18 protein-coding genes and 1 pseudogene are annotated in these 22,836 nt (G+C 37.9%); 6 read left to right on the forward strand and 13 right to left on the reverse strand.

Features of this window, described 5'->3' with window-relative positions; genetic code table 11:
- Positions 1-149: 149 nt before the first annotated feature.
- Positions 150-1,112: pseudogene (locus GAB14E_RS23725) on the forward strand (transposase).
- Positions 1,113-1,712: 600 nt separating this feature from the next.
- Here GAB14E_RS23725 and GAB14E_RS14820 read toward each other — a convergent pair.
- Complete coding sequence (locus GAB14E_RS14820; RefSeq protein WP_033081722.1) at positions 1,713-2,402, reverse strand: hypothetical protein; 690 nt, start codon at positions 2,400-2,402, stop codon at positions 1,713-1,715.
- 23 nt (positions 2,403-2,425) lie between these two features.
- Complete coding sequence (locus tag GAB14E_RS24055) at positions 2,426-4,444, reverse strand: serine/threonine protein kinase (protein WP_052093587.1); 2,019 nt, start codon at positions 4,442-4,444, stop codon at positions 2,426-2,428.
- A 605-nt stretch (positions 4,445-5,049) separates the two neighbouring features.
- Here GAB14E_RS24055 and GAB14E_RS14815 point away from each other — a divergent pair.
- The 5 genes from GAB14E_RS14815 (at position 5,050) to GAB14E_RS14800 (ending at position 10,186) form a co-directional block, all read left to right on the forward strand.
- A complete protein-coding gene (locus GAB14E_RS14815; protein WP_033081723.1) occupies positions 5,050-5,388 on the forward strand; it encodes a hypothetical protein in 339 nt (112 codons plus the stop codon).
- Positions 5,381-6,709 (forward strand): SPFH domain-containing protein, encoded by a 1,329-nt coding sequence (locus tag GAB14E_RS14810; protein ID WP_033081724.1) that lies wholly within the window; start codon positions 5,381-5,383, stop codon positions 6,707-6,709. The genes GAB14E_RS14815 and GAB14E_RS14810 overlap by 8 nt, the downstream gene beginning before the upstream one ends.
- 150 nt (positions 6,710-6,859) lie before the next feature.
- A complete protein-coding gene (locus tag GAB14E_RS24060) occupies positions 6,860-7,903 on the forward strand; it encodes a TPR end-of-group domain-containing protein (RefSeq protein WP_052093588.1) in 1,044 nt (347 codons plus the stop codon).
- A gap of 573 nt (positions 7,904-8,476) precedes the next feature.
- Positions 8,477-9,115, forward strand: a complete 639-nt coding sequence (locus tag GAB14E_RS14805; RefSeq protein ID WP_033081725.1) for a hypothetical protein — start codon at positions 8,477-8,479, stop codon at positions 9,113-9,115.
- A 465-nt stretch (positions 9,116-9,580) separates the two neighbouring features.
- Entirely contained in the window at positions 9,581-10,186 is a 606-nt protein-coding gene (locus tag GAB14E_RS14800; RefSeq protein WP_033081726.1) for a hypothetical protein, read from the forward strand.
- A 204-nt stretch (positions 10,187-10,390) separates the two neighbouring features.
- On the opposite strand, the gene GAB14E_RS14795 is transcribed toward GAB14E_RS14800, so the two are convergent.
- From GAB14E_RS14795 to icmH, 11 genes are all read right to left on the reverse strand, one after another.
- Positions 10,391-11,389, reverse strand: coding sequence for an AgmX/PglI C-terminal domain-containing protein (locus tag GAB14E_RS14795; protein WP_033081727.1), 999 nt, complete (start codon positions 11,387-11,389; stop codon positions 10,391-10,393).
- A 5-nt stretch (positions 11,390-11,394) separates the two neighbouring features.
- Complete coding sequence (locus GAB14E_RS14790) at positions 11,395-11,901, reverse strand: ExbD/TolR family protein (protein WP_052093589.1); 507 nt, start codon at positions 11,899-11,901, stop codon at positions 11,395-11,397.
- Positions 11,902-11,906: 5 nt separating this feature from the next.
- A complete protein-coding gene (locus GAB14E_RS14785; RefSeq protein ID WP_081967768.1) occupies positions 11,907-12,482 on the reverse strand; it encodes an ExbD/TolR family protein in 576 nt (191 codons plus the stop codon).
- Entirely contained in the window at positions 12,482-13,099 is a 618-nt protein-coding gene (locus GAB14E_RS14780; RefSeq protein ID WP_033081728.1) for a MotA/TolQ/ExbB proton channel family protein, read from the reverse strand. Before GAB14E_RS14780 ends, GAB14E_RS14785 begins: the two co-directional genes overlap by 1 nt.
- A 66-nt stretch (positions 13,100-13,165) precedes the next feature.
- Entirely contained in the window at positions 13,166-13,462 is a 297-nt protein-coding gene (locus tag GAB14E_RS14775; RefSeq protein WP_033081729.1) for a hypothetical protein, read from the reverse strand.
- Between the two features lie 37 nt (positions 13,463-13,499).
- Positions 13,500-16,592, reverse strand: a complete 3,093-nt coding sequence (locus GAB14E_RS0122805; protein WP_052093590.1) for a bifunctional serine/threonine-protein kinase/formylglycine-generating enzyme family protein — start codon at positions 16,590-16,592, stop codon at positions 13,500-13,502.
- Between the two features lie 24 nt (positions 16,593-16,616).
- Complete coding sequence (locus GAB14E_RS14770) at positions 16,617-17,375, reverse strand: PP2C family protein-serine/threonine phosphatase (RefSeq protein WP_033081730.1); 759 nt, start codon at positions 17,373-17,375, stop codon at positions 16,617-16,619.
- Positions 17,372-17,518, reverse strand: coding sequence for a hypothetical protein (locus GAB14E_RS24795; protein WP_156115695.1), 147 nt, complete (start codon positions 17,516-17,518; stop codon positions 17,372-17,374). The genes GAB14E_RS14770 and GAB14E_RS24795 overlap by 4 nt, the downstream gene beginning before the upstream one ends.
- A 37-nt stretch (positions 17,519-17,555) precedes the next feature.
- Positions 17,556-18,275: a type VI secretion system-associated protein TagF gene (tagF, locus tag GAB14E_RS14765; protein WP_052093591.1), complete on the reverse strand. Its 720-nt coding sequence runs from the start codon at positions 18,273-18,275 to the stop codon at positions 17,556-17,558.
- Positions 18,275-21,835 carry a type VI secretion system membrane subunit TssM gene (gene tssM / locus GAB14E_RS14760; RefSeq protein ID WP_033081731.1) on the reverse strand — a complete coding sequence of 1,187 codons (3,561 nt, stop codon included), beginning with the start codon at positions 21,833-21,835 and terminating at the stop codon, positions 18,275-18,277. Before tssM ends, tagF begins: the two co-directional genes overlap by 1 nt.
- A gap of 77 nt (positions 21,836-21,912) precedes the next feature.
- Positions 21,913-22,833, reverse strand: coding sequence for a type IVB secretion system protein IcmH/DotU (gene icmH, locus GAB14E_RS0122810; protein WP_197061176.1), 921 nt, complete (start codon positions 22,831-22,833; stop codon positions 21,913-21,915).
- Between the last annotated feature and the right edge of the window lie 3 nt (positions 22,834-22,836).

A 22,836-nucleotide genomic window follows, 5' to 3' on the forward strand; every position in this document is an offset into this window, starting at 1 on the left:
ATAGTTGTTGTTACTGTATTGTATCCAAACACACTCGGCTGAAATTCAATTTGTTGACAGAAATGAAATTAACTAGGACATCCATTCTTATTTGAGCATTACCAAACCCTGTATTAAGGTTAAATTATCACCTTAGTACAGGGGTTATCATGACCACTGCCAGAAAACAGCTAATTAGCTTAGCTGACACTCCGTATTATCATTGTATTTCCCGTTGCGTACGTAGGGCTTATTTGTGTGGTGAAGATAAAGCCTCAGGACAAAGTTACGAACACAGGAGAGCTTGGGTTGAAAACAAATTAAGCTCGCTCAGTCAGGTATTTTCCATTGACGTCTGTGCCTATGCAATCATGAATAACCACACCCATACAGTGCTATTCATTGATGAAGCAACAGCGAAGAGTTGGTCAATTAAAAAAGTACTTGAACGCTGGCATAAGTTATTTAAAGGGACTTTGTTAACGCGGCAATATTGTCGTGGTGAGCCCCTTGCTGATTACTTGCAAGAAACATTAACCAAGTATCGCTCCCGTTTGATGGATATAAGTTGGTTCATGCGGCTACTGAATGAAAGCATTGCAAGACAAGCGAACCAAAAAGATAACTGTACTGGGAGGTTCTGGGAAGGACGCTTTAAATCACAAGCTCTACTTGATGAGGCCGCGCTTGCCGCCTGCATGGCTTATGTTGATTTAAATCCAGTAAGAGCTAATATATCGAAAACACCTGAGGACTCAACCTACACCAGCGTAAAGCAACGAATAACTTATGCTAAAAAAGCTAAACAGCCTAAGAATTGATTACCCTTCATAGGTAACCCGCGCAAAGGTATGTCAAAAGGTTTACCGTTTGAATTAAAAGATTACCATCAATTAATTGAACTCACCGGTCGCTGTATTCGAGAAGATAAATCTGGTCACATTGAAGCCGAGCAGCCTGCGTTATTAATGCGCCTTAATATTAGTCCCAATAATTGGCTTACGTTGAGTAAAGGCTTTAGAAAACTATTTCATGGTGCTGTTGGTCATAGCGGTGTGCTTGCGGACTATTGCCAACATCAGGGATTAAAGCGACGACAGAACTTAAGTTGCTGCGAAAAACTCTTAGCTTAAGAACCCATTAGCTTAATCATTTATTTTCAAAACACTTTCAGGCTTTATGACACCCAAAAACACCCAACAGATACTTTCCTTGCCATTTTGATTTCATGAATCAGATAACTAACTGTAAACGGTTCGTTTCACTAATTTTGATTGGGGCTCTAAGTGGTGGTATTTTCTTAGTTTGAGATAGATTAACAATGGATGTCCTAGTTAACTTAGTTAACTTAGTTAACTCTCTCGTTAATTACTTTAATTAATATTAATTATACTGTGGTGGGTTTTCTTGTAGAGCTACGTCTTGACAATTTACCCCGTACAACCCCACCAAGTGTTTATTCCGCCTCTTCTGGTGCTAACTCACCAACTATTGAAGATACTTGAATTACCATTTAGGCTATTTTAAGTACATACGGTTGGTTAGAGTCTCTAGGTTTTTAGTGTTATTCAAATAGTCCTTTATGTATTGATAGCAGACTAGATGATATTTCTATATTAGGTTAATATCTTCCTTTGAGGAAAGAGATGAATAAGCCAGATATATTCCAACAACTATTTCTGACTTAAAATGCGATCATATTTGAAAACTAATACGTTCAGGTAACAAATATATTAATACCTTACAGCGGCTATTTGGTAGGATCGATCTTCAAACACATTAAGTACAACCTGCATTTCGTTATCTTGAGGAGCTGTTTCAACGCCATCAACGATTAAAGATGTTTTAATTTTATAAACACCTTGTGGCATACCTACAGGTAAAGTGAAGGTAAAAGAGTTCTCAAAAGCACCTGCTTGTTTAGTTTTTTCATTAACTTTTTTAACTAAACTACGGACTTCTTTTGTATCGTCGTCATTATCAAAAAAGACAATTTTCTCTTCAATATCTACATTAGAAGATTTTGAGCCAGCAACTACAGTTAATTGTGAGTTAATGGTGGTTGGCTTGCCCACAGGTACTATTTTACCCGGGTCTACATTGGTTTTATAAAAAGTAACTGTTGGTTTTTTAGGGAGCGATTTATTAGACTTTAAGTAAGCTTCTTTAACTTCCTTTTCGGAGTTTACTTCTTCAGTTTTAAAATCAATAAATAAATCATAAATAAGTTTTGATGCTGCGATTAATGCTCCAGCTTTAATCGCCGTATTAGCAATAGCTTTTTGATTACACTTCGCTTTGTCTTTTGAATTTGCACAATCGGGTTTAACACTTTTTTTGATGTCATCTAAGCCCCAACCTGCATTCGCTGAAAGTGGTAAAATGGCAGCAATAACTATTGCAGTGATCTTTTTAGTAAACATGAATTATCCTTTTTATGTCAACCCTACTGTAGGGAAAAGCTAGTTTTAAGTTTTTGTCGTTCTTCTGTCGCCTGTTTTAATGTATTAAGCGCAGACGGGTATTTGGGCACTAAATTTAATGCCGATTCAGATTTGGCAATAGCGCAATCATATTGCTTTTTAGCTAAGCATTGGCGTGCTTGAACTACCATGTTATCAGCTCTTGCTCTATTACGTTTCTTCTCTAATAAGTTACGCTTCACTTCGATTAAAGCCATCTCAGCATCACGCTGTATTGCTCTAACCTCATCCGTTGAATTAAGCACTAAAGCGCTATCCGCGGATTTTTTTGCACATGCATAGTCCTTATTATTAAAACAATTGTTTGCTTTAATAATAAGGTTGTCATATTGCTGCTGCGTTACGATGCGTTTTTTTTCTAGTTGACTAATTTGCTGGTTTGCTTGTTGACTCAATGAGGTTGCCTGTATGTGGTCAGGGCGTAAATCTAGTATGGTATTCGTATTTTCAAGCACACAAAGATAAGATTTTTCTTGCAAACATTGCTCGGCATTTTTCAAAGCATTAGCAATAGCGGTTCTTTCTTTAAAGTTGCTTAATTCATCTTCAGCATTTAGTGTCTGATCAGCGTTACTGGCTAAATTTTGCATACTATACAATGCTTTTTCAGCACAAACAGTGTCATTATTATTGTAAATACACTGGTGAACGTCATTAAATAATTCGGTTAAGGTTTGTGCTAATTTTAATGCCTTGGCTTGTTGTAACAGTAATTGAGCTTCCGGATAATCCGGCGTAAGCTTTAATACAGCCTTGGCACCCTCCATAGCACAGTTAGCTTTTTTATTAGCTAAACAATCACTCGCTTTAATAAAAGTACTGTCCGCCAATTTTGACATTTCACTTTGTGCTATAAAAGTATTGTAAACAAACCACACAGTGACAATTAAAAGTATTGCGCTAATAACTCTATAGATGGGTAAACGCTTTTTATTGGCAAAAGCATTCCAAAAATCCTCAATAGATTGCGTGCGCTTATCTCGGTCTACCACTAAAGCGGCTTCAAGTGCTTGCCATTGCCGTTTATTAAGCTCTTTTATACGTTTAGGCTTTAACTTTTTATCTCTCACTTCATTAGCAGGTAAGCGATTAAAAGGATGCTTACCTGAAAAAAGTTCGTAAGCTATGAGTGCAGCAGCATAAACATCATCACTTGGATGAGGGTCTCCACCATTTAACATTTCTAAACTGGCATAGGCTGGCGTCAAGGCACCTAAATCACCTGCATCAAAATGGTCTTTTACTGCAGCTACATTACTAATGCGAGCAATACCAAAATCTAAAACTTTGGTACCTTCATCTGTCACAAAGATATTACCTGGCTTAAGATCACTGTGAATAAAGTGTTTTTGATGGGCAAAAGATAGCGCACTACAATAATCTTCAATAATAGGTATGGCTTTATCTAAGCTCATACCTGTGCCGCTATAATCACGTAATAAAGAATCTAAAGGGCGACCGCTTAAAAGCTCCATGGTCATAAAGATAACGTCACCATCGCGGTCAAAATCATGCACGGTTACAATATTAGGATGGGACAATATATGAGAGCGACTTGCTTCTCTTTGTAAAGAAACAAAAGCATCTGGATGATTTTTGAACTCATCATTTAGTACTTTTACCGCGACGGCTGTTTTTATATCACTCGCTTCTACTTTACGTAAGTCTTGCGCTTTATAAACGGTGCCCATACCACCTGCACCTAGCGTCGACTCTAAGACAAAACGGTTATTTAAGACTATTTTTTGTTGTTGTAGTGCGTCATCGGCTTCTAGTTTTGCTGCTGCAAAACCAATACTATTATCTTGAACCCGTATAGATTGTCTAATTCGGGTAAGTTCGTGTTGAGGTGCCTTTACTTTTATAACCGTTCTTTGATCGGTTACAACAGCAGGTTCTACATTGGCTTTTTTTGGGGTCCGTGGTTTAAAAACGGTAAGCGCAGCTTCATTTTTATTATCTTTATTTTGACTTTCACTCACACAGCACATCCATTTGCTTTCAAATATTCCTTTATATCCAGTACATGTACCTATTAATATTTTATGTTGGTAATTGAACGCCAAAAAAATAAATAGCAAAGACTGTTAACTGGTCGGAACTGTACCATCAGATGATAAAAAAACAAGAACATTTTTCAATTAGGTTAATGAAAATATGTTGTTTATTTGTAAGCTCTCCAGTAAGCCAACGTTATCGTAACTTACAGACTTATTACAACGTTATGCTAAAACTTCTTCACCATCTGCTTTAACTGAGTCATTGCTATTTGCAAGATAAGACTAGCGTTGGAGTGGCAGGTTTCTATCAATGATTGCTTTATGAAAGCTCACATTCAAGTCGGCTTACGAATATATAGAAATAAAGCAGCTTTATAATGAGTTACCAAAACCGTCTAAATACGTACTTGGGAGTATCACAGACTTAGTTTCATCGTTAATTACTTCTTTCATCAATATAATGATAAATTTCTTTATAATCTGTCATTTACCTTTTAACCCTGTAAAATACTTTAGCTTAACATTTACGGCTTATGCCTAAGTTTGTTATTCCAAATCCAATTTTCTAAACAATATAAGTAGAATTTATGTTTTTTTATATTATGGGGTTAAGTGTGCTCATTATAATTATGTGCGCAGCTTTTTATGTTATTTATCGTAATATAAAAAAAGGCCGAGTCAGCAAATCTAACGAATATAACGTGTTATATGATGAAGATACGATAGTGGATGAGTTAATCACCCAACTTATTGAAAAGAATGAAGCCCAAGAGAACGAAGATAAAACAATACAAAGTAAAGAAGATACACTCGCAACCTTTATAGCGTTGCATAGATCAGGTAGTTTTTGTGCACAGTTAAGTGAACAAGAAGTTATCTATTTTGTTAAAAAAAAATTAAATATGGAAGTTAAAAAATATGAGTAGTACAGATCAACAAGTGGCAACAGATTCTCTAGTTACCCGAATAGGGCGTCGTAACCTTATTTTAATTACCGCAGCAATGACCATATTGGTAGTTATTGCTACGTTAATTTCACAAATGATTGCTTGGAATGAAGCAGATGAACGTTTAGTTCATCAATCAGCATTCACCGGTGATTTAACGGTAATTAGCCAAGCGGGTCCTTATTTCAAAGCTTTTGGCACAATATCAGCCTATAAAAAAGTTATCTCTATTAATTTTACTGGCGATAAAGGTGCAACGGCGAGTGCTATTGTGCCGTTGATTTCAATTCGATTCCTTGATACGACTACCGGGGGATCTAGAGGAGTATCTCGTTTTAGATTACCAGGTAATGTACCTGCCAGTGATTCAGGTGCATTACGAGGTTTGCTTAAGATTCATGAAGAGTTTGGCTCGCAAGAAACATTAATTTCAAATTTATTAATGCGTGCAACCACTGAAACGGTGAAAGCATCGGCAAGAATGATGTCAGTTGAGCAACATTACTCAGGTGGCAATGGTCAGCTAAGCCAAGATTTTTCAGATCAACTAATCAATGGAATTTTTGTCACTGAACAAATAATCGACTCTGGTAGACGTAATAAATTAGGAGAACCTAATAACCTAAGTAAACAGCAACGTGTCACCATTAAAATTAAAGAAGATGATAAAGGTAATTTATTGCGCAATTCACCAATCTTAGGTGCCTATGGAATAACAGTTGTTGATGCGAGTATTATAGATATTGACTACGAGGGTAAAGTAAACGCTAGACTAGAAGCACAAAAACAAGCAGCTGCTGATGAAGCCCTCGCAAGACAAAATCTAAAAAAAGCAGAACAACAAGCTCGTACTGAAGTTGCCTTAGGAGAGCAAGCAATAGCCAAGCAAAGAGCTGAATCAGAAAAGCTAAAAATTAAAGAACAGATTGATGCTGAAAGAGTTAAAGCCAATGCCATAATAGCTGCTCAGCAACGTGTAGCGGTTAAGGCTGAGTTAGCCAAAGAGCAAGCTGAAATACTTAAACAGCAACGTTTAGAAGCACAAGGCATGGATGTATTAGCTGAAGCTCGTCAAAGAGCTAAATCTTCTGCACTTGATCCTAAATATGTTTTTGATGAGACATTAAAGGCAGAAGTAAAAATTCAAACTGCTCTGTTCAGTAGTTTAGGTAATAGTCGTCTGGTACCTGAAATTGTAATTGGGGGCGGACAAGGTGATCAGAATAATGGCTCAGAGTTTATGCGCTTATTAGCCGCTGATGCTGCTTTAAATCTTAAAAAACGTTTAGAAAAACAATAAACGTTTTCCCCCCGTAACAACTCTTGTTACGGGGGGAATAACCCAATATAAAATATTTGTTAAAAAATATTTTAGCTATGTCAAAACTACTAATGTTTCTTTTATTAAACAGATATTACATAAATAAACGACCTAGCAGGGAGAGTAGTTATGAAAATAAAAGAAATTAGAACTGATGGTCTCATTATGTTTAGTTTTTTAACTATCATTGCCCTTGTCCTGCTTTTTCCCTTGGGCTACTGGGTTGGTAATGCCGGCTTTGTGGCTATGTCTATACTGTTATCAATAGCAGTATATTTTGCATTCACCTGGGCGAAAGCCATAGGCAGATCATTTGCTAATGGAGCTGGAAATACCTCAAGAAATGAAAGAGAAGCGATGATTATTGCATTAATTTGCTTTGGCTACTTTGCTTACCTCTCCTTAGGCCTACATTACCTGATTATATACTTAAATACAGGCATTACACTTCAGCCCTTTTTTTATATATGGGTTACTAGCTTCAGTGCCCCCATGCTGTTTTTAGCTTTACTAGCAAGCTATAAAGCTTATCCTGTGTTAACCATAATTAGGGACCTAAAACAGTTGTATCAACAAAAATTACAATTGAAAAATCAGCAAAAAGAACAGAATGCCTATGAGCTTTCCGTTGTAGAGCTTAATAACAAATATAAATTAGCAATCGATGCTGAGCCTGAAGTATATAGCTACATCAAGTTATCTGAAATAACAGCAAAGCAATATAAAAACAAAGGCTCTTTACCTCTATTTTTTGCTAACTATGCAACTAAGTTAATGATTAAATATACTAAAACCGCTAACCATAACGTTGCTCTTACTGTTTTTAATAGCTACGTTGACGTTATTGTTCCTTATGTAGGTTTATCTGAAAAAAGCTCTGACGTAGCGAGTATTGCAATTTATATCAGTGTAAGGCTCGATAATCCAAAACTTTTTAATAAGACGACTGAACATATACTTGGTAAAAATATGAATGTTCTAGAAGTTGACAATAATGTCCTGCACTTTAATCTTGCCTGTTACTACGCCTTAAAGCAGGATAAAGCCAAGCTGCTTTTATTTGTATCTTTAGCAAGAAGACAAGGAAAAAGTACTGAAGCTTTTTTAAATGATAACGACTTCAATTATTATCTTAACGATCCAGAATTTATGAAACTAGTTAATAGCCCTTAATAATCAAACATAGACATTATTTGCACCCTATCTAAATATTTCTTAGCCATACTTTATACCAAGAGCTAACCCCTGTTCACTTTACCTTTTGAGTTAATAACTAAACGCTTAATCCAATGATTTTAGCTGCCTTACTAACTGTAAACGGTTTCGTTTCACTGATTTTTATTGCGATTCTGAGTGTGTGATATTCCCTTAGTTTGAGATAACTTAACAAGGGATTCCCTCTTTAATGCCCTTTAATTATTGTCTCGGTAATTTATTGAGTTCTACACTTAGAAATAGGCTGTTATGTACAAGGTGTATATAAACAGCTAAAGATTAAAGCTAAAAGTTACAACCATCAAAGCCACTTTGTATACAAACACAAAATACCACACCCTAACACTTGTTTATTATGAAAATATTACAGTTTTATAATGTATACATTAGATTAATTAGATCAAACATTATAATTAATCTCAAGCGAAATTTTATTGTTTATTAGCCACTGAAACGTAAAATCCACATCGTACTTCAGAATTAGTACAAACAAATTTACCACCATATAATTACCTTAAGGCGTTATGGATTATGTCAAAAAAATTATTAAATGCTCTTCTCGTCACTTCTACTTGCTTCGTTAGTCAGCAAGCATTTGCGCAAACATGTTTTATGGAATCATCAACAACAGGCGGACCCACAGGCCCTGCTACGTGTGTTGCAATTAGTGTTATTGAGCAAGAGCATAACAGTGTAAACCTAGCAGTATCCGCAATTAGGTTGGGAAGTGATATTTCAAACTATTTTAATTGGCACTCAAATATTGATGGTGCGTTAGGCTACGGCGACAAGATTACCGCTGAGCTATCACAAGGCAATCACACTATAACCGCAGTAGCAGAAATACCTCATATGCGCCCATACTTTGATACATTAGCATTAACCATTGCGCAGGAGGCCAATAACTGTGCTGATGAGTCAGCTTCTATTGCAGAAACCTATGATGAATATTATGCACTTAACTTTATTAATACTGCTGCTGAGCCGGTGAATGTTTATTGGTTAAAGTATCAGGATGCTGAGCGTGTTTTATACGGCACATTGGCGCAAGATGAGAGTATTTCATTAACCGGTTACCCAGGGAATAAATGGGTGGTAACAGATGAAAATAATACTTGTCAGTCTATTCATTACTCAGGTTATGCTAACGAAAATGTTGAGTTAAATTAATATTATTCAGCCGTTGTTATTACTGACGAGCTTCGAGGGTTACTGATAATCAATATTTCTCCGTATATTGAGTGTATTAAATGTACCAGTAACTTACCGTTGATTAGAGTAATACTTAAGCTATTTACAAATTGTAATAAGGGTAATAATAATCACGTTATTACCCTTATTTAATATTAAGCAGCAACATTCGTTACAGCTATTAGCCTTCTTTTGCTATCAATACTCTTTCACTAAACCATTACGCTTATTGACTAGGCTAAGCTCCTATGCGGCGAAGCGAGTTTGGTCCATTTATTCATAGCACTATAAACAGCATCAAAAAAAGTATATTTTCTCTTGGTTATAATATTTCTATGTGATCTCATTTATCCTATTGAATATTAACTATTTTACGTTAAGATATTCAATAAAGTAATTCAGCTCTTTTTTCATACTATTATCATAGATAAAGGAATATAGAATATGCAATTAACAAGCAAAGATCTTCAAGCTGGTGACCTTCTTCTTAAATCTTTTAGCGGTAGCATAGTCAATAAAGCTATTCGCTTAGGACAGCGAGGCTTGTTAAACCCAAACATTGTCCATGCAGGTGTTATGTTTGACAATAATTACCAAATTGAATCTCAAGGTAAGGGAGTTATTGCTCAAGATATGCGTGTTCAAAATAAGGGGAATGGCTATATTGTTTACCGCCCTAGAAATAAAATTTTGGCCAACGCGGCGGCGCGATGCGCGAAGATTTTTTTAGACTGTAATAGTAATAACAACACGCTAAAATACAGCTTCACTGGCCCGATGAAAACCCGCTTTGGCGTGGGCGGTAAATCGAAGTCTGCAGCGCAAATGGATAAAATATTCGCTGACATTTTTAGTGGTACTGGTCACAAGATGTTTTGCTCGCAATTTGTCACTTTTACCTATCAATTTGCGGCGACACAAATAGGTATGAACCCTAATCAAGTCCTTCCGATAAATGATGCTAAATCAAGTCCTTCAGCACTCGCCAATAAATTACAAAACAATAGTGCTTTTGAAGAAGTCGGTTATGTTATGCCCAATGAAAGATAAAGTACTTCAGTAGTAAAGAGAGAAACAAGTAAGTACGATATTTCAAAGAGTAACCATACCACTTGCCTTTGCATAGCAAATAAAAAAGGACAATAACTATCGTTATTGCCCTATTATTTTATACTGTCCCGACCTAAATAAGGTTGACACTTATGTTTAGCATATACATAGCGTATGTTATCTGAAGCTAGCTAGTTTAAGCGCTTAAGACGGTAAGAACTCTACCGGATAAGTAACCGTCACTGATTTCACATCAGCAGCGCCAAAGTTAAACTGCCTTACACGAGCCACAATACGCGACTCAAGACGTTTATCGTTTAGCTCACTTGAGGCGATATTAACCACTAACACTTTACCTTCAGGTGAAATAGTTATCTCTAAGACAATCTTACCTTTGATGCCAGGGTTGCTTCTGCGCGCTTTACGATAAAGTGCATGCAGTTTGCTTTTGTTTTTATCCATAACATAAGCAATATCTTCTTCAGGGCGGTAATTACCTGTGCGTTTAAATGATTTATCTACCGACTCTTCCGGCTCAACGCCTTCCACTAAACTAGTATCAGCGCGCGCAGCAAGTAATTGCTGTTGTGCTGCGGCAACTTGAGCACCATCAAGCTTAACGCTACTGCGACTGCCATTAAGTACATTAGCAGTACTTACCCCGCCACTGCCTTTACCTGCATCAGCCGTTAGCAAAGTATCACGTTGAGCTGAGATTTTTTGACTGCTAGCAATATTGTTTTTGGCCAGCCTATTACCTACCATGGCATCAATGCTTGAGGTATCCATTAAATCGGATAGCTCATTACTAAGTGCTAACAAACCACTTTCACTCGCAACTTCACGGGCTTTTACTTGTTTCTTCGTTAAGACTTGTTGTTTTTTAACCTGCTTTTTCTTAATTTTCGGCTTGTCTTTTGGCTTAGGCGGATCCTTTTTGATCACCTTAGGCTTTGCTGGTTCTTTTTTAATAACCTTAGGTTTGGGTTTAGGTTTTGGCTTTTCTAAAATAAATTTAGCCACTCGCTCTGGTATCACAACTTTGGCGCGTTTGGTTTCTTTAGGAAGCTCTACTGAGCCTATATAAAGACCAAGACCAACAAAAAGTAATACAAAACACACCGCAAAAATAATAAAAGGTTTCTCACTTTTACTTTGAGGATGCCAAGCAAGCGCTAACTGTTGATAAGTAGCAGTTGTCATGAATATTACCCTTTATTCTTAGCGGTTTGCACAGCGGCAAATGCTATTTTGGTGTAATTAGTTTGGCGACAGGTAGCTAAAATTTTTCTGAGTAATTGATAAGGTATATTCTCATCGCCCATAATGGTAATAGCAAGTCCTTCGCTTTGTTGTGTTTTTGCATACAAGCGGTTATCAGCTCTGAAATTAAGCTCTGTTACTAACGCGTTGATAATGATTTCATCAGTTGTTAGTAGCTCAGCCACATCTGCAACTTTCTTGCCTTGTACCAAAACGTCTGTCGAGGTAATACTGATAATTAGCGTTTCTTTCGGTACCTTATCGGCAACCGATGTCGGTAAAGTAATATCTTTACTACTAGGCAGCTGCTGAGAGCCAGAGCTAACTAATAAAAAGAATACTAAAATAGTAAAAATATCCATCAATGACACTAGGTTCAAACCACCGTGTTTATGGAGGCCTTCAAAACTCGACATGCGTTTTGAACGACCGGATAACTTAGCCTTGCTCATAATATTTACTCTTGAGTACTTTGTTCACTTGCTCGACCAGAAGCTACGTTAGCTTCAGCGGCAACCGTTTCATCCGTGACCACTCCAGTAACAATAACTTGGGCATCACCAATAGAAATGTCTGGAAATAACACCACAGTTACTGCCTCAAATCCTGTAACCACTTGGGCACTTCGTACCTTATCCATAACCTTGATCATGGTTTTATAATCAACATCAGGTTCAAGTAATAATGAGATACTGCTTTCATCTGGAAAACGGGTTTTAATAGCAACCATGGCATCAGTAAACTGCTTCCATTGGTTAGCTTTTTGAGTGCGCTCAATTTTTTTAATTAGGCCTATATTGGCGTCTTGGATATCAAAACTGTGTTCGCGTATGACCAATTCTAATTGCAACTTTACCTTGGCGGATGTTTCGCCTTTAGCATCTAATGCAGGTAGGTTTAATTCAAGTACGGTTAATCTTGAAAAAACAGCTGTGATCAACAGAAATGGTACTAATATCACCATTAAATTTAAAAAGGCGGTGATATTAAGCTCTTCAGCTTGTTGTATCCCTTGTAAGCCTCTTTTTTTCATTAATCTCTAACCATTAAATTAAGCGCTTTTAGTGCGGATTTTTCAACATTATCAACTAAGTGGGCAGTTTTAGTAATTAAGAAAGAGTGAATTAATAACAAAGGTATAGCTGCAATCAAACCAAAGGCTGTAGTGTTCATGGCAACCGCGATACTGGCAGAAAGTAAATCAGCTTTTTCTGCTGGATCTGCTTGAGCAACCGCAGTAAAGGCTTGAATTAGACCAATGATTGTACCCAATAAACCTAGTAAAGTGGCAATATTGGCTAAGGTAGCTAGGTAATGTGTACGTTGAGTTAGTTGTGGCATTTCGTCCATAATGCCCTCTTCTAATGCCGCTTCAATGATTTCACGGCTTTTATTATCGTTATGACGTGAGAAACCGTAATTAAGTACATTAGCAATAGGCGTTTTTATTTCAGAGGTTAACTTTACCGCACGTTGAAAGTCTAATGCTTTTAACATAGGCACTAGCTCAGACCATACTGAGTTAGTAGCTCTTTCTGTTCTTAGCAAATAAACGAAGCGCTCTATGGCGATGACTAAACCCAGCGCCAGTACCAATAAAATCGGGTACATAAAAGTGCCACCCGCTTGAAATAATTTAACAATTTCCATGAAAATACCTTTTGATTAGTGATTATAATTTTTGATTAATTTTGTTTATTAATTCGTTTTATTAAATTAACTATTGTTTGAGCCTTTGATAAAACTCATATATTTATCTATTTTTCCGGCAAAGTACGGCTGTGTTTTATCAAGAGACTCATGATTTTCAACGTGTTGACCATTGTCACTTCCCGGAGTTGTCATTGATTGTGGTACTGCTGCCACTTGTTTTATCGCTATACCATTAACGCTATGGTCGAGCGCATCTAATAATATTTTGCGATCCCTTCGATATTCGTCTAACGATAGGGTGTAATGAGCATGAGCTTTATTCAGCTCTCGTAATTTTTTCGAGCATTCAAAAATATTCATATTTAATACCTCTTTAGCTAGCTAATAAGTTACTAACTTAGCTGCCTACTAAGTCTCTCACTAAGCGAAATCCGGTAATTTTATCAGCATTACCGGTGTGACTAGTTATTGCAGAACTAGTACAAACATCCATAGCCGTTTGATACGATCCACCGACAGCGGCAACTTTTTTACCCGAAAGGTAAACAAGCTCTTGTGCATTACCAGCATAATTAACAACGCCCCAAGTATTTTGTTTACCTGTAGTAGTTTTAATCAATTCATCACCTTTGCTTATGCCACGAGAGCTAATTTGACAGTTACGATTGGAATCAAGTCGATTACCTTTTGATTGCGCAGCATGAATCCATTCACGTTTATGAGGTAAACGATATTTTTTACCTGTGGTTTTACTCAACCAGTTAATGTAGTTAGTCACTTCAGCTAGGCTAATATCAGTTACTGGTAAGCGTTTACTACGACCAGAAATAGCTTTGCAAGCCTTAGATTTATTACAATAAACATTATATTGTGAGATTGAAACTTCGTACTTACCAATAGCAAATGCTTTAATTTTATCACTGCCTGGTATAACGACCATAGTAGGCCCGGTGCCGCCAACTTTTAAGGTATCTTTACAGACAGCACGAGAGCCTCGAGCGCCTAAACCAGCAATAGAAAGCCGGCACCCATCCTTCTCCTTAATCACGACGGAAGTTATGGCTGGATTGTCTTTAAACAGTAATAACGCATAACGTTTAGCGTCTTTGGCATAATCGGGGCTAACTTGCCCCATAGTGACAATGCAAGATGCTAGATTTTGGGTTATCGTTTTTTCTGATTTTTTATAACGGGAGTAATCTAAGGTTCGTAGTTTTTCAATGGCTATTTTGAAATCTCGCATATTCAGCCTTTGCGTACAGGCTAATTGCTCATTAACGTTATCCATGGCTAAATTATAAAAATTAGTGCTACTTTTTTTGTCGGCTAATTGCGCCTGTTTAGCTTTATTTGCTTTCGCTGTTTGTACTGCTTGCCTTTGCTTTTTCAGAGAAGCTAATCGGTTGGCTTCTACTGCTTTTTTGTCCGCCGCTTCTTTTTGAGCTATTTTTTGCGAGAGGTTGAACTTATGTTGATCAAGTTTACTTAAATCGTCGCTATAACGACTAGCATTATTAATTAAAGCGTTAGCCCTAGAAAAGTTTACAGTACTAATGGCCGCCGTTATTTTTCCTAGATATAACTGATAAATCTCTTCACGTTTGCTGAAATACCAAGGCGTTGGTTTTTCAGGGAATAAATTAGCCAGTGATTGTATTTCTTCCCATAACGAGCCTTGCCATTCTGTTGAAAAACTTGGCGAGGCAATAAAGCGCTCAATATTTTCTTGCAATACTTGATAGCGAATTTTAAATTCAAGCTGGGTCATCAACTCTGCTTGTGAAACTTTTGGCTCTTCAAGCTTGGTATATTCATAATAAGCAAAACCTGAAGCTGCCACAGCTACGGCAAAGGTAACACCGAGTAGTCCATTGGCTTTTTTCTTTTCGGTGATCTCGTTATAAAAAGCTTCAACAGAAACAATTCGGTCTTTTCTCTCGAAAGCTAATGCTGATTCAATTGCTTTCCAATAACGTTTCTTAATACCTTGAATACGCTTGGGTTTTAATTTTTTATCGTAAGCTTCATCGGCAGGTAGCCGAGTGAAAGGATGATCACCTGTCAGCATTTCATAGGCAATACAGCCCAAAGCATAAATATCATCACGCACATCAGGTACTTGCCCTAAAAGCATTTCTCGGCTGGCATAAGCTGGCGTAAGTGCGCCAAGGTTACCGGCATCAAATACCGTACGGTCTTGTTCACTTTGACTTCGGTCAATTTTTTGTACCGCACGGGCAATACCAAAATCAAATATTTTCGCCGTACCATTTTCAGTAACAAAGACGTTGCCTGGTTTTAAATCTGAATGCACTATGTCTTCGTTATGTGCATGTATCAACGCTAAGCTCATGCCTTGTAAAATATGCAGTGCTTCACTACGTGGCAATCCCGTAGCGTGATATTGCTTAACCATTTGATCAAGCGGTTGACCAATCATGTATTCCATGGTCATAAAGACCACGTCACCATCTCGGTCAAAATCGTATACTTTTACCGTATTTTGATTGGCAATATGTTGCGCTTTTTTCGCCTCACGTTGTAGAGAAATAAAGGCTTCAGGATGCGTTCTAAACTCTTCACTTAATACTTTAATGGCAATATAGGGATCTCTATCTTGCGCTTCAACTTTTAACAGGTCTTTAGCTTTGTAGACCACCCCCATGCCGCCAATACCTAAAATATCCTCAAGTAGAAAACGGCCTTTTAATATTTTACTATCAGCTTTTGCTGCTGAATCAGTGCTTTGTGCTAAACTTTCATCAATCGCTTGAGCTGCTCTTTGAGTACTACCTTGTGCACTGGCTTGGGAGTTGTTTTGAGCAGAGCCTTGGCTGCTGATCAAATCAAGCGCACTGCCTTGAGTATCATTTGTTGGTGAACTTGTATTGAGTGAGCCACTTATCGGTGATAGTGCTGGTGAAAAACTACTTGGGCTAAAGCGAGTCGCATCATCAACTACAGGCCCTGTTGTAGTAGCTTCAGGCACAACTTCATTTGTGACTGCGGTTTTAGCAACTTGTGGTGGTACTCGCGGGGAAAAAATAGTTTTATCGGAATCAACCGTATCTGGGCTAATGATGGTTGCATCATCTGGCTGAACTGTTGCTTTAGTGATAGGTCTAGGTGAAAATACCGTTTTATCACTATCTACCGCTGCTTGATTACCAACACTTTCATGCTCAGTAGCATTATTTTTTTTAGCAAGTGCAACCGCTTTAGCAATATCCTCCGCTTTACTTTTCGATATTGGCTTTCTGAAAACGGTTTTAGCATCACTCTGCACATCTATAGCTACATGCGCGCTGTCGCTGCTAGCACTTTCAATAGTCGCTTTTTCGCTGACAGAAAGCGGCTTTCTAAAAACAGTTTTTGCCTCAACGCTACTTTGGTTGCTGTTATTATCTTGATTAGCTATATCTGTTTTTTCGCTTGTATTACTTACTCCAGTAATTACCGCATCATTTTCAGCTTGGTCTTTAATTGTCATGACGAGATAAGTACTCCATTACGCTTATACACTGACATTTTGATGAATACCTTTTACCAATATTACCGAGACATTATCTGAGGCTTGGTTATCTAGTGCAGTTTGTATCAATTTATTCACCGCTATTTCAAGAGAGCTTTCGCGCAGGCATTGCATGATTTCATCATCTGCTACCGCGTTATACAAACCATCACTACAAAGCAGGAATAGGTCGCCTACTCTAACGTCAAACACATCTACATCAATATCTAGACGTTCTGAAGTGCCCACGGCTCGAGTAATTACATTGGCTTCGGGATGAGTTTTAGCTTCTTCTTCAGAGATCAAACCTTCACTAACTAGTTCGGCAACATGGCTATGATCTCTACTGAGTTGGCTAAGTTTATCGTGCCTGAAACGATAAAGCCTTGAATCTCCAGCCCATAGACAAACGCCGACATTACCTTTTATTAATAACGAAACAAAGGTACTGCCAATAATACGGCCATTCAGCTTTACTCGAGAATACTCTAATAGTCGGTTGTTGGCGTCTGTTACGGTGTTTTCTATATCATTTACGAAATCATCAAGGTTTGCTTTTTTGCTCAAATGACTTAAATTTTCAACAATTAACTGGCTGGCAACACTGCCGCCGTCGTGACCACCCATGCCGTCAGCCACTGTCCATAAACCTATTTCAGATTGGCATAAAAATGAATCTTCATTTAATGGTCTAACGGTGCCCACATCTGTAGCACCCTCGCTTACCCATGTAAGTGGTCGTCTCACGGTTACGTCATTCATAATATATTTCTTTCTTTAATAATCCGTATCATCTGATTGGCAACAATAACGCTATCAATGCCTACAGCACTAACACCATTAGCACCTTCGGCAACATATCGATTCAACCATCTAAGCGGTTGTCTAACAGTTACGTCATTCATAATTTATTTATTCTCAATATCCATATACTGTCTAAAGTTATTTCGCCACATAAGTTTTTGGCCAGCCCCAGTGTGCCCAATTACCGTCAATCATAGCTGGTAACTGGCTAGCAGGCGGTAGGCCCTGCACGGTAAAAAGACAAGGAGGTATATTTTCAGAGCCTGTTGTCGACCAAACACTGTAACTATTCATCGTTGTACTAAACATACTATCAAGCAAGTGCGCATAGAGGTTCATCGGTAACTCTTCTTCAAATTGAAAATCTATATGCTGGCTAGTTGTAGTCAACTGTTGCCCTACTTTTCGATAAGCCATAGGCACCATTGCCGCTTGATGATTAGCTTGCGCTAACAACTCTTCCAGTGAAAATTGGCCATCAAGTGCTTGTAAGGCTAATTCTTCAATATGTGCGAACCAGCGCCCATTCGCTGACATAAATTCTAACGGGTTAATGTCGTTATTTAAGGGAATGGCAATGGTAAATGGATAATAACGTCCAACTTGATCAACACTGGGCAGCACTATGCCCGCCCAATGATTTTCATCAACTACCCCTGCAGATAAAACGAAGCGCCAAATTGGACTGGTTAAATAAATATCTAACCAAGAGTCTCCAATTTGTTCGTTTGAACTAGCAACAAATAATTGCAACCATTCATCCCAAGCAGTAATAAATCTGGCCGGTAGGTTACGGTGTACAAAGTCACCGTAACTGGGTAGTTTTCCGTATAAACCTAAAGGTGCGTCTGTACTCACTAGATCCTCTCAGGACATTTAAACAAGCTTAACAATTTTTTCTCAAATGGGTTGTTAATACTTTTCGCTTTGATTTTATAAGATATTTTGTGCTTAGCATCAAAAGACTGTCTTTCATCATCACTATTATTTGATATGGCATAAGTCACTAAATAAGTACTTGATTCATTGGTTTTGGTCAGTTGTGATTGTTTTAATAACCTAAACCAAGCCCATGGGCCTTCAAATGTTTCACTGTGCTGTTGTTCATTTAGATCTTCGAAGACAATACGAACTCGGCTTTGTTCACTATCAGCCGACCATTTCAACGTTTTCCAAAATTTAGGTCCATGGCTATAAGTGATTCTGTTAGCGCCTACTTCTAGCATAAACCGAACATTATTTTTAGGCATGGCATTGGGTTTTAAACTAAAACCTAAACTTGGTGTTTCAGCACTTTCTCTAAACAACACACTTTTTATTTCTAAGGCGCGCTTTATCTGTCTTAATGTGCCTTTTGAAAGACCTAAATTATATTTATCAATGGTTTTATTTTTCCAACCGCCGCGTGTAGTAATGAAAGGTTTAACGTTTTCTTGGTAGAAAGTATCAACCGTACCATTAGGTTTGAAAAAGGCGACAAAATCAAATAAGGCGATATCATTATCTGAGTTTTGCGCAACAGGATAACGACCTTCGATACTGTCCATATAAGATTGGTAAACCGTATTTCGCCATTCGTTATTGATATGTTGATGCGCCGATCTCAATATTACTCGCCAGGTTTCATCCGCAAGGCTAGTTAACCAACGTTTAACTGGTTTTGGCATATTTTTAGCGTAAGAGTGCAGCGCGGTAATAGCGTTATCAGCACCATTTTGATAACGCGCTTTAACTAATTTAAAGGCTTTTCTGCTAGGGTCTGGCGCTAAACTGATGCTATTAACCATTTCTTGCATCTGCGATATTTTTAATAATGCGGTGTTTATCGCCGCTGGCTGCTTTTTACTTTCACGTAACAAAACGTTGAGGCTTCGATACCTTTTATCAACTGTTGTCCACTGAGTTTGCGAAGCTGCAAAACTGGCTAACCCACCCGTTATTCCTGTGCTGTTATCATCAGACAAGTTGGCTGCCGTTTGGCTCGATAACTGCGTATTAGCAGATGTAACATTAAGTATTGCTACAATTGGCGAATAAATGGGGTCAGCAAAACTGCTCAGTAAATTACTGGTTTGTAATATGTTTTTTACAGGTTTGACATTTAATACATCGTATATCTGTTGCCAGTGTTTATTATACTCAGCCAAATATAGTGCTTTTACTTTTTTACTGATGTCATCAAGATCATCACTGATAAAAGCAACCTCTTGTGCTGCTTCATCATGAAGTAACCAGCGTTCATTCGCTATGCTAACAATAAATTCAGAATCTGCAGAAAAGTCTATTTCATCATAACTTGCTTTAGTAAATAACATAGGAATAGTTAACTTGGCTTCAATCGCAGGGTTAACTTGATAACTGTCTTGCACCGCTCCGCCCATTTCAGCCAACATATTAATAGGTTGGGCATATTCGGCTTTACTGCGAATGCGTTGATAAATTCGTTGTGAGATAGGCATACGTAATAAACGCTGGCGGGTAGACATTAGCAGTGATTTATTTAGCTCTGCAGGTCTAATAGTTAGGGCAAGTAACGCAGTTAAATGCGCTTCAAGTGCTTGTTTGTTTTCCGTTTGCTGTGAAAACTCATCTTGCCATTGATTTAAAAACCATTCTTGAACGAGTGGCCTATCCATATGCTCAAGTTTATTGAACATAACATAGCTCCTAAAAGCGCTATAGAGTGCCTCATTTTTAGTATTAGCCTTGAGGTGTATCTCAATATATTTTATTAACTTAGGGTAAAAAACTGTCGTTAAATGACTTTCATAAGCGCCATTAGCCGCTTCATCAACACTGGTTGAGTACATGCCTAAACTATTTAGCCAAGGATTTTGATCCTGATCGTAAACAATACTGGCTTTCGCTAAGGCGTTAAGTGTTGGTAAGGTGTTTCTAATATCTGAAGACCAATGACTCAGGTTTTTAGCCTGCTCTTGATATTCAGCCACATAGCCTTCAACTTCATGCATATAGCTTTCATGTTGAGTGTATGCACCAGTCCACATTACGACTAATGCTACTGAGATACCAACCATAGTGGTATAGGCGACTCGCTGACCCCATTTAATCACTTTTTCATAAAAGCGGTTAGTGCCAACTAACTCTGATTCAGTAAAAATAACATCTTTAAAAAGCTTTCCTAAAAAGTAACTTTTACCCTGTTGCAATGGCGAGTTGCCACCAGTATTACTAAAACCAAAATTAGATGAAACTGACGCCATTAGGCGATCAATGGGTGTGCCATCTTGTGTACCACTGGTAAAATACACCCCACGCAAATATGGCTGCAGGCTAAAGCGATTTTGCACGAAGGTTTGCTGCACAAAACTATCAACCATACCTTGCATGTTTTCCATTTGCTGAGGAAAACCTTGAATTGCGCTACGACGTTTAATATCACGTTCACTGTGAACCCTAAACAGCACACGATCATACAAACCTTTGATAATATTTTTATATTCTTGGCTAAGTTTGGCAAAATCAGGAGCTTTGGAAGGCTCAGGAGAATCGGGTAATGAAATACCAAAAACTTGCTCACGTTCGTCTTTGCCTAAATCCTCGAAGAACTCACTAAAGCCTGACACTAAATCACATTTAGTGAACATTAAATAAACTGGAAAACGTACTTCAAGTTTCTCCATTAACTCGTCTATACGAGTCCTAATCAACTTGGCATGCTTAGCTCTTTCTTCTTCGGTTTGTGTTAATAGCTCTTGTAAACTAATAGCGACAATCGCACCATTGATGGGTCTTCTACGTCTATGTTTCTTTAGTAATTTTAAAAAGCCTTCCCATGCAGAGCTATCAACTATTTTATGACTGTCTTGCGTGGTATATCGGCCTGCAGTATCAATTAATACCGCCTCATTGGTAAACCACCAATCACAATTTCGAGTACCACCTACGCCTTGCAATGCACCTTTACCAAATTGTTCGGCAAGGGGGAAATCTAAACTTGAATTAACTAGAGCGGTAGTTTTTCCTGATCCAGGAGGACCAATGATAATGTACCAAGGCAATTCATATAACGCCGACTTTGCGCCACTGCCATTAAAGTTAAGCTTTTTAAGGGTTGCTAATGCTTGAGTAAAACGCTCGCTCATCTGAGTCATTTCATCAGATGTTTGCTCGCCAATTATATCACCTGGAGATTCTTCTTGAGCACTTTGTAAGTCATTAACTAGGCTGTTATTACTTTGTTTTTCTTTGTGCTGGATTCTTAGGTTATTAATGCCCCATAATAATGACATCACTAAAATGGTGATTAATCGGGCGCTTTCTGACATTAATGGTGCACTATTGTTTTCACCAAATTTAATCGCTGGGCCAATAAACCAAATAAGTAACGCTAAGATGATTAAACCAATAACGGAGATGACAATTCTATTTTTAAAAAAAGCTATGATATTTTTCATTAAATACTCAGATTATTTTTAAACGACTTACTTTTAACTATTTAGCTAAAGAGCTTACATATAACTTTTAGGTGCAGCTAATTAGCTGACGGTAAGTCTTTTACTGTTTGGTTATTTTCACTTTTGATCTCACTAAGCTGTTGGCTAACAGAGTAAGAAGATTCATCTAACCAATACCTAAATCCTGAATAAGTTAACGCCATTATTCCAACAAAAACACTGGCAACAACCCACATAGGAATATAATTTAACAGGGTATTTCTAGAGTTAGCTAAACCTTGCCAGCAAGGTGATAATGAGCGTTCATACTCTCCTCGGTAGCTACGAATAATAAAAAACAAGTCATCACGAAGTTGTTCTAATTGATCTCGGCCACGAGCCACAACACGATATTTGCCTTCATAACCTAAGCTAAGACAAATATAAATCAACTCGAGCACTTCAATATTTTCAGCAGGGGTGTTACGCAAACGATCTAAAATGGCAAAAAATTTCTCGCCGCCCGCCGTTTCTTTATGAAAGATACCGAGTAAGGTTCTTTGATTCCAGGCACTTTCAGCGCCCCAAGGAGTATTGAGTACAGCTTCGTCTAAAATTGTGCAAAGCAAGTAGCGCGAAACCATAACAGTATCTTCTTTAATACCGCCATTTCGAGCTTTCATATCAAACGTCTTAATCTCTCGATCAAGTTGTTGATGCAAGCTACCGACATTTGGATGACTGAGCGATTCGCGGGTTTTTGAAAATACTGCTAGTAAGGTGGCAGCAGCATTCACTAATGGATTTAACCCGCTAGTCGTGGAGAAATTATCAACTACATTGGCTCTTGGCATACTCACCGGTTGAGCAGGCTGAGGCTGATATGGTTGTTGCATAGATGGTGGCGGTGACGCTTGATTACTAGGTGCTCGCCCACCAGGCATTGGCCGTACTACAGTGCCATCACCTCGATTAATAGGTTGTCTGAATACCGTTTTATCTGGATTATCAACTGACATCTT

It is taken from the genome of Colwellia psychrerythraea (assembly GCF_000764185.1).
Lineage (GTDB): Bacteria > Pseudomonadota > Gammaproteobacteria > Enterobacterales > Alteromonadaceae > Colwellia > Colwellia psychrerythraea_B.

Bases quoted from the DNA above. Each gene is read 5' to 3' on its own strand.
- GAB14E_RS14820 (WP_033081722.1), bottom strand. From the start codon at position 2,402: ATGTTTACTAAAAAGATCACTGCAATAGTTATTGCTGCCATTTTACCA.
- GAB14E_RS14815 (WP_033081723.1), top strand. From the start codon at position 5,050: ATGTTTTTTTATATTATGGGGTTAAGTGTGCTCATTATAATTATGTGC.
- GAB14E_RS14810 (WP_033081724.1), top strand. From the start codon at position 5,381: ATGAGTAGTACAGATCAACAAGTGGCAACAGATTCTCTAGTTACCCGA.
- GAB14E_RS24060 (WP_052093588.1), top strand. From the start codon at position 6,860: ATGAAAATAAAAGAAATTAGAACTGATGGTCTCATTATGTTTAGTTTT.
- GAB14E_RS14805 (WP_033081725.1), top strand. From the start codon at position 8,477: ATGTCAAAAAAATTATTAAATGCTCTTCTCGTCACTTCTACTTGCTTC.
- GAB14E_RS14800 (WP_033081726.1), top strand. From the start codon at position 9,581: ATGCAATTAACAAGCAAAGATCTTCAAGCTGGTGACCTTCTTCTTAAA.
- GAB14E_RS14795 (WP_033081727.1), bottom strand. From the start codon at position 11,389: ATGACAACTGCTACTTATCAACAGTTAGCGCTTGCTTGGCATCCTCAA.
- GAB14E_RS14790 (WP_052093589.1), bottom strand. From the start codon at position 11,901: ATGAGCAAGGCTAAGTTATCCGGTCGTTCAAAACGCATGTCGAGTTTT.
- GAB14E_RS14785 (WP_081967768.1), bottom strand. From the start codon at position 12,482: ATGAAAAAAAGAGGCTTACAAGGGATACAACAAGCTGAAGAGCTTAAT.
- GAB14E_RS14780 (WP_033081728.1), bottom strand. From the start codon at position 13,099: ATGGAAATTGTTAAATTATTTCAAGCGGGTGGCACTTTTATGTACCCG.
- GAB14E_RS14775 (WP_033081729.1), bottom strand. From the start codon at position 13,462: ATGAATATTTTTGAATGCTCGAAAAAATTACGAGAGCTGAATAAAGCT.
- GAB14E_RS0122805 (WP_052093590.1), bottom strand. From the start codon at position 16,592: ATGACAATTAAAGACCAAGCTGAAAATGATGCGGTAATTACTGGAGTA.
- GAB14E_RS14770 (WP_033081730.1), bottom strand. From the start codon at position 17,375: ATGAATGACGTAACCGTGAGACGACCACTTACATGGGTAAGCGAGGGT.
- GAB14E_RS24795 (WP_156115695.1), bottom strand. From the start codon at position 17,518: ATGAATGACGTAACTGTTAGACAACCGCTTAGATGGTTGAATCGATAT.
- tssM (WP_033081731.1), bottom strand. From the start codon at position 21,835: ATGAAAAATATCATAGCTTTTTTTAAAAATAGAATTGTCATCTCCGTT.
- icmH (WP_197061176.1), bottom strand. From the start codon at position 22,833: ATGTCAGTTGATAATCCAGATAAAACGGTATTCAGACAACCTATTAAT.